General features: G+C 33.6%; 4 protein-coding genes. All 4 read right to left on the bottom strand.

What is annotated here, in order from left to right; translation table 11 throughout:
- Positions 1-454 precede the first annotated feature (454 nt).
- The 4 genes from VKJ25_RS23220 to VKJ25_RS23205 all read right to left on the bottom strand — a co-directional run bounded on the left by VKJ25_RS23220 (position 455) and on the right by VKJ25_RS23205 (position 6636).
- Complete coding sequence (locus VKJ25_RS23220) at positions 455-2422, bottom strand: cation:proton antiporter (protein ID WP_324239021.1); 1968 nt, start codon at positions 2420-2422, stop codon at positions 455-457.
- 1009 nt (positions 2423-3431) lie between these two features.
- Complete coding sequence (locus VKJ25_RS23215) at positions 3432-3761, bottom strand: XisI protein (protein ID WP_324239020.1); 330 nt, start codon at positions 3759-3761, stop codon at positions 3432-3434.
- The gene (locus VKJ25_RS23210; RefSeq protein ID WP_324239022.1) at positions 3749-4102 is read right to left on the bottom strand and encodes an element excision factor XisH family protein; all 354 of its coding nucleotides are present in this window, start codon (positions 4100-4102) and stop codon (positions 3749-3751) included. The genes VKJ25_RS23215 and VKJ25_RS23210 overlap by 13 nt, the downstream gene beginning before the upstream one ends.
- Before the next feature lie 461 nt (positions 4103-4563).
- The gene (locus VKJ25_RS23205; protein ID WP_324239019.1) at positions 4564-6636 is read right to left on the bottom strand and encodes a thioredoxin domain-containing protein; all 2073 of its coding nucleotides are present in this window, start codon (positions 6634-6636) and stop codon (positions 4564-4566) included.
- Positions 6637-6886: the final 250 nt, after the last annotated feature.

The following is a 6886-nucleotide window of genomic DNA, read 5'->3' as shown; positions in this document are numbered from 1 at the left end:
GAATGGCGCTTTGGGGATTTTCCTCAAAGCATTGCGAGATACCGCCAATGTATATGGTTCTGCCGTCACATTGCTATGAACGGTATTTTCTGGTTTGGCCAGGAATTGCCGGGCTTGATGTATCTGTCACGAGACTACTTTCCTTTTTTTCGTCCGACATGAAAATCAAGAGTTATATCATGTCCGGTTGAATAGTTATAATTAAAGTTATCCTGTAGGGGTTTGGTTACCTTTCTCCCTGATGCGCTAGGGTTTGGAGACCAAACCCCTACGGTAAAATGTGATGACAATCTAGTTAATGGAATCCTATACAAACAAAAACTTTTTTGATCACGCTCTTATCCGGACATGATATTACACAAAGAAACCCGGTTTCTTATATAAAACGGGTTTCTGGGTTGGCATGGCTTTAGTTTTGTTAATGATCAGACCATACTCAAATATGCAACGCCGATTATTTTGCTGGTATCTTGTCAGAGTCAATGTCGAGAACTACACTAGGAATAGGTACTTCTTCAACTGCTGGATGTTTTTCCATAGTTAAAGTTGTCTGGTGAGAACCAGATAATCTTTTTAGAAGTTTAGGTTTCGGGTCATGGAGCAAATAAATAATTCGATCTCCTGGTTGCCAATTTTCCATAGCAGATAATACTTGAAGACTTCCTTGCCGTTCAATCAAAAGTGGTATGAACTCTCCAGACTTAATCAGTGCTTTGAGGTGAGTCTTTTGAAATTCAAATCCCAAATTCTTCAGCAATGTTTCACCTAACTTTACTTCTTTGTCAGAAAGATATTGGTTCCAACCTTTTAGATTTAACTCAGTTGTAAAAGCTTGTTGAACCTTCTCTCTATTATTGTTGTTACTGTTATTGTTACTGTTACTGTTACTGTTATTGGTATTATCATTTTTTGCCTGGGGACTTTTCGGATAAACAGCTAATACTCTGGGTGGCTTAAACTCTTCTGCAGCTCTTTGAGCCAAAACTAAATTTACTTCCCCATTTTTAGTCATTGCTAAAAAGGTTCCTATTGAGTGTAAACCAGCTTCTTCTAAAACATCAATATCTAAAGCACTACTTTTATATACCTGTAAACCTTCTTCTTGTGCTTTTTTACATCTTTCCTCGTCTGTATCAATTAATACTACTGATTCACCCCGCTCTCTAAAAATACGTCCGATTAATCTAGACAAAGGATTTGAACCTACAATCACAGCACCAGTAGCAGCACTAGAAGTAATTCCTAAAAATTGAGCCACAAATCTAGCAGTTAACCCTTGACTAAAAACTGTCATCATAATTGTCAAGAATACCAAAGCTTTAATAGAGTCACCACCATTGATACCTTTCTGAGTTAATAGTATGGCAAATAAAGAGGAAACTGAAGCGGAAACTATTCCCCTGGGAGCGACCCAACTCACAAACATCTTTTGTCGCCAACTAAGTTGACTATTCCAAGTGCAAAGCAATATATTCAGAGGCCGAACCAAAAACATCAAAGTTAAAACTGTTAATACACTTCCCCAACCTAAAGCAACCACACTTGCCAAAGATAGGTCTGCTGCTAGCAAGATAAACAATACCGAAACAGCTAACATCGTTAGCTGTCCTTTAAACCGTCTGATTAATCTTAATTCTGGTATTTCAGCAGCTCCAACAAAAATTCCAGCTACTACTGTAGTAACTAACCCTGACTCACTACTGATTTCTTCTGCTAAACCAAACATCATCCAAATAGTAGCTAGAACTACTAAATTTATCAATTCTTCAGAGAGAAACTTGGCTCTTTTCAGGCCAAACCCAAGTAACCAACCTCCTGCTGCACCAATAATACTGCCTATTCCCAAGCGCATAACTAGATCTCTAAATAATCCTAAAGGATCGGCACCTTCATTTAAAACTATGTTAAGTACCAATACAGCTAGAATTGCTCCTACAGGGTCGATGATAACCCCCTCTCCTTCAAGTAAAGTAGCTACTTGTCGGTCTACTGATACTTGTTTGAGCAATGGACCTACCACCGTTGGGCCTGTAACGACTACTAAGGAGGCATAGAGAAATGCGATAGGCCAAGGAAATTCTCCAAACCAGTGAGCGGCCATACCTCCACCAATTAATGTAACTAATACCCCCATGGTAACTAAGTTGCGGATAGTGCCGGAAACTCTTCCTAGTTCTCTTAGTTCTAAATTAAGGCCACCTTCAAATAAGATTAGGGCTACAAAAAGGGAGACGACAACTTCTAGGCCACTGCCTAATAAGTTGGGATGTACTAGGCCCAAACCATCTTTACCTACCAAAATACCAAACAGTAGCAAAAAGACTATTGCAGGTACTTTGAGGTAGGCTGCCACAACTTGGGAGCCTATTCCACAGACTACTGTGAGGATAATTAGGAGAGTTATATTAAATGGTGTTTCCATAAGCGTTTTTTCTCAGGGTTACCAGCTTTTTTTCTAAGGTTTCAGAGTTGGGATATGAAATTTTATATTTTAATTTTTGCTGGTTAGTTTTTCTCTGATTTAGTAATAAAGTTATTATTTTTTTGATTGATTCGTTTTTGATTTAAAATCGGGTTTTTGCAGGAATTATTTGCATAAAACAATTGAATTAGTAAGCTTTTTACTGTTTCATTAATTGGTTTTGCTGTCTAATTTATTTTTGTATATATTGGCTCATTTTTGCCCATCTTTCCCCCAAGATATATAAGTCTTTTTTGTATTATAACTACTGTTGACCAAAGTGCAACTATTCTTGATTTTTCTGTTTTGCAGAATTTCAAGATTAATTATATATATACCAATTCTATTTTATTCGTGTCAAAAATCTTGACATTTTCTGAGAAATAAGCTTAAGGACTATGATGGATGGGTAAGAGTTTCGGAGTTGATTTCTAGTTCTGGAATTGTTAAAACCTATTTATAATTTCTATAGCATGAATTTAATAAAATAATGTTACACAGCATTATTGATACGGAAAATTTGATACTAGGTTAGTTATTAATTAACTCCATCAGCCAAATTAACTACATATTCTCTACTACTTATCAATACGTTTTTCTTTAATATTTAGTAATCCTAAATAGGTTGTAATATTTTATTGTAGGGGTTGGGTATGCAAACTCAAGTGAAAATGAGATTAAGCAAAGTAAAACCCTACATTTTTTTTGTACAAATAAATTGGCGATCACTCTAATTTTTTCACATTCTTTCTAAGGATTTTTGCAGTGCTAAATCAACTAATGAATCTAGAGGTTTATAGGGATAAAATTCTTTGGTAATTCCTATCCCTCTATTTAGGATTTTATTGAAATAATTTTTGGCAAAAATACTCTTAGTTATAGGCTGAAATAATTGAGTTTTGTAATTCTACTCAACCTACATTTAAGTTCAATTCAACTTCTCACTTTCAAATATGACTTTTAGTATCGTTTATTCCACTGCAAATTCAGTAAATTGACGTAAATAGGGAGCCTTAAAAGCTAAAACAATATCTTTTTTCGGAACTCCAGCAGCTACTAACTCATTTGCTATTCCTATTTCAGTTCTATCCCTTTGAATCCAGATTTTACCCTCTTTCATATCAACATGAATAACACAGCCATAAACTCGTTTTTGATCTTTCCATCCTAAATTAATTACTTGATAATGCTGCCTTTTTGTGTCAAAAATTAATTGCACTTCTGTGTCTTTATCTAAGTCATTACCTGAGTGTTTGGTCAAAATAGTTTGAACTAATTCTTGATAATTTATTCTTTCCATAAAACGATTTCCTCTTTCATTATTTCAAAAATTACTAATTTGAGTTGATATTCAGCAATTAGTTCTTGAATAAATTGATTGCTGAAAAAATCACTGTAGATATCTTGACTAATTACTAAATATAAAACTCTCTCTGGTTGTTTTTTTCTAAGAGCAGAACGATAACTAAGAAATTGACCTAAAGCTCCGTAAAAGCTGGTTAAATCTGATGCACCAATAAAAGATTTAATCTCTACAGCAATCTTGAGACCATCTTTCTCTGCTCCTATAAATTTTTCTCCTGCTAAATCTATAAAAAAACCTAGCTCTTCTACTTTAATAAATAAAGGATCTTCAGTAATTATCTATCCCTATTTTTCTAAGGCTAAACTAACAGCATTATGGAATATATCTTGAGCTGACATCCATTGTCATTTCAGTTATTAGTTATTCGTTATTAGTTATTAGTAAATCTGGTTGAAGTCAGAGGCTGAAAATGCTAAATTGAAAATTTTTCATCTCCCTTGAAAGGGGAGACTTGAAACTTTATTTTTTAGTCAAAAACTCAAAATTTTGATTTTATTTGCCTTTTTATTGAGCAATAAGTTTTAAATTATGTAAGCATTCAGCTATTAGGGTTAAGCTCTCAGCTTTTGAAGTTAATAATTTACTAGGGTTAGCTGATGACCTTTTTTTGTCGGACTTTTAATTCTCCTTGGAGACTAATTCCTCTTGATAAAATAATCAGTTAATAGCTGATAGCTGAATGCTTACTAAATTATTTATCTCACATAACAGCTACTACCTAAAATTTAACACATTCTTATTTAGCCCAACGATTTTGACTTTTCTCTACATCTGCCAATAAATCTTGTTTACTCAAAGAAGGTTTTTTGCAAATTAAACCTTGACAAACTAACCCTACAGAATTTTCTGGTAAATCAGTTTCTATCTGATAAATAGTAGTAGGAAAATACTGAGTAATTAAATTAGAAATTTGTCCTTTTGAAGTTCTAACTAAAGTTTGATTTCTATACCAGTCTAAAGCCACAAATAAACTCGGACAAGCTTGGGGATATTTTTTCATTATACTGCTAAAAGCTGTTAAAGCTGACTCAGCTCTATCGAGATAATGTAATTCTTCAGTTAGTAAAGATAGACGTACTAAATTAGCGATCGCTACACCATTTGCTGCGGGAGTTGCGTTATCAATATAATTCCTTTCTCGTAATATTAATTCTCCACTAAAATCTGTCGGAGCATTGTAATAACCTGCTGCTTCGATACTCCATAAAAATTCATCAAATTCATCTTGTAATTTTATTGCTGTTTCTAACCAAAAATCACTATTTAATGAAGTTTCTAAATTAATCGAAGTTTGCTGTAAATCTAGCAAAGATTTAATAAACAAAGCATAATCTTCTGACTGGGCAATTACTTCTGCTTTTCCCTCATAATTTAGTCTATGAAAACGTTTATTAACCCACTGATTTTTGATAATAAAATTAGCAGCATTAATAGCTAATTCTAAATATTCTAAATTGTTAAATACTGTGGCTGCCCTTGCTAATCCAGAAATCATTAAACTATTCCAAGCAACAATCATTTTTGTGTCTGTAACTGCCGGAATTTTTCCTGCCCAATTATTATTTTTTGCTTCGTAATTATTCGTTGCTGGTGGAAAAGTTTCTAGATTAAAAGGTTTAACACCATATCGCACTTCAAATAATTTAGCCAGAGAATTTTCTACAGCTTCACTTAACTCTCCTGATTGCTTTCTTTGCAAAACAATTTTTCCTTCAAAATTGCCATTAGATGTAATAAAAAATTGTTCAGATAATTCACATAACTCCTCCGAAGTTAATAAATTTTCTAATTCTTTATAACTCCAAACATAGAAAGCTCCTTCTTCTGGTTCCACCTCATCCGAAGTAGTAAAACTATCAGCATCTTGAGAACCATAGAAAAATCCGGCAGGTGAAGTCATTTCTCTTTTTAGCCAATTAACTGTTTCCATAATTCCCCGTTTCAAAGCAGGTTCTTGATTTCCTAAACTCCATAAATTAGCTAAATATTCAACAATTTGACCGTTATCGTAGAGCATTTTTTCAAAGTGGGGAACTGTCCAAGTAGCATCCACTGTATAACGATGAAATCCTCCAGCAACATGATCATAAATTCCCCCTAAAGCTAAATCTAATCCCCTTTTTAAACAAACTTCATTACTGTTATATTGAGATTGAAAATTAAACTTTGTTCCCTGTAAAGCTGCTTCAGCATAAGGCATCATCGGAAAACTTTGTTGAGAATAGCGATCGCTAATAATTCCTGCACTAACTTCTAAACCTTTTTGTAATATTTCCTCGCTTAAATCTTCTGCTTCTGGTAATAAAATTGACTTTCTTAAACCTTCTAAAATTTCTGCTTTTAAAGAATCAAGTTTATTTTTTTCCTGGTCATAAAAACTCCTAATTTTTTGCAAAACTTCTAAAAAACCTGGTCTTCCATAGCGAGGTTCAACAGGGAAATAAGTACCACCAACAAAAGGTATTAAATCATCAGGAGTTAAGAATATATTTAACGGCCAACCACCTTGTCCAGTTAACATTTGTAATGCCTGCATATAGATACTATCTACATCAGGTCTTTCTTCTCGATCTACTTTAATTGGTAAAAATTTTTCGTTCAAATATTGAGCGATTTTATCATCAGAAAATGCCTCTCCTTCCATAACGGTACACCAGTGACAACTTGAATAACCAATTGATAGAAAAATTGGCTTATTTTGTTGTTTTGCTGTTTCTAAAGCTTCCTCACACCACGGCCACCAATCTACAGGATTTTCTGCGTGTTTACGAAGATAAAGACTTTGAGATTTAGCTAAACGATTAGTCATATTAATGTTTCCTTTTATTGTCAGCATTTAGCTTTCAGCTATCAGCTTTCAGCTTTGAGTTATTAACTTATTATTACACCAAAGAGGGAATTAGATTTTTAAGATAATTAAAAGTATTGTTTGCGAAGTATTCGGCAGCCAATAAAATTGGTGATTATCTAACTTTATAATTCCTTGATTATTGATAAAAACTAAATAGGAACTATTTCCCATAAAATACTAAATTATAATAGCTAAGTTCTGACCTCGG

This window comes from Okeania sp. (assembly GCF_035285525.1).
Lineage (GTDB): Bacteria > Cyanobacteriota > Cyanobacteriia > Cyanobacteriales > Microcoleaceae > Trichodesmium.
This window is presented reverse-complemented; position numbering and strand designations above follow the sequence as displayed.

Bases quoted from the DNA above. Each gene is read 5' to 3' on its own strand.
- VKJ25_RS23205 (WP_324239019.1), bottom strand. From the start codon at position 6,636: ATGACTAATCGTTTAGCTAAATCTCAAAGTCTTTATCTTCGTAAACAC.
- VKJ25_RS23215 (WP_324239020.1), bottom strand. From the start codon at position 3,761: ATGGAAAGAATAAATTATCAAGAATTAGTTCAAACTATTTTGACCAAA.
- VKJ25_RS23220 (WP_324239021.1), bottom strand. From the start codon at position 2,422: ATGGAAACACCATTTAATATAACTCTCCTAATTATCCTCACAGTAGTC.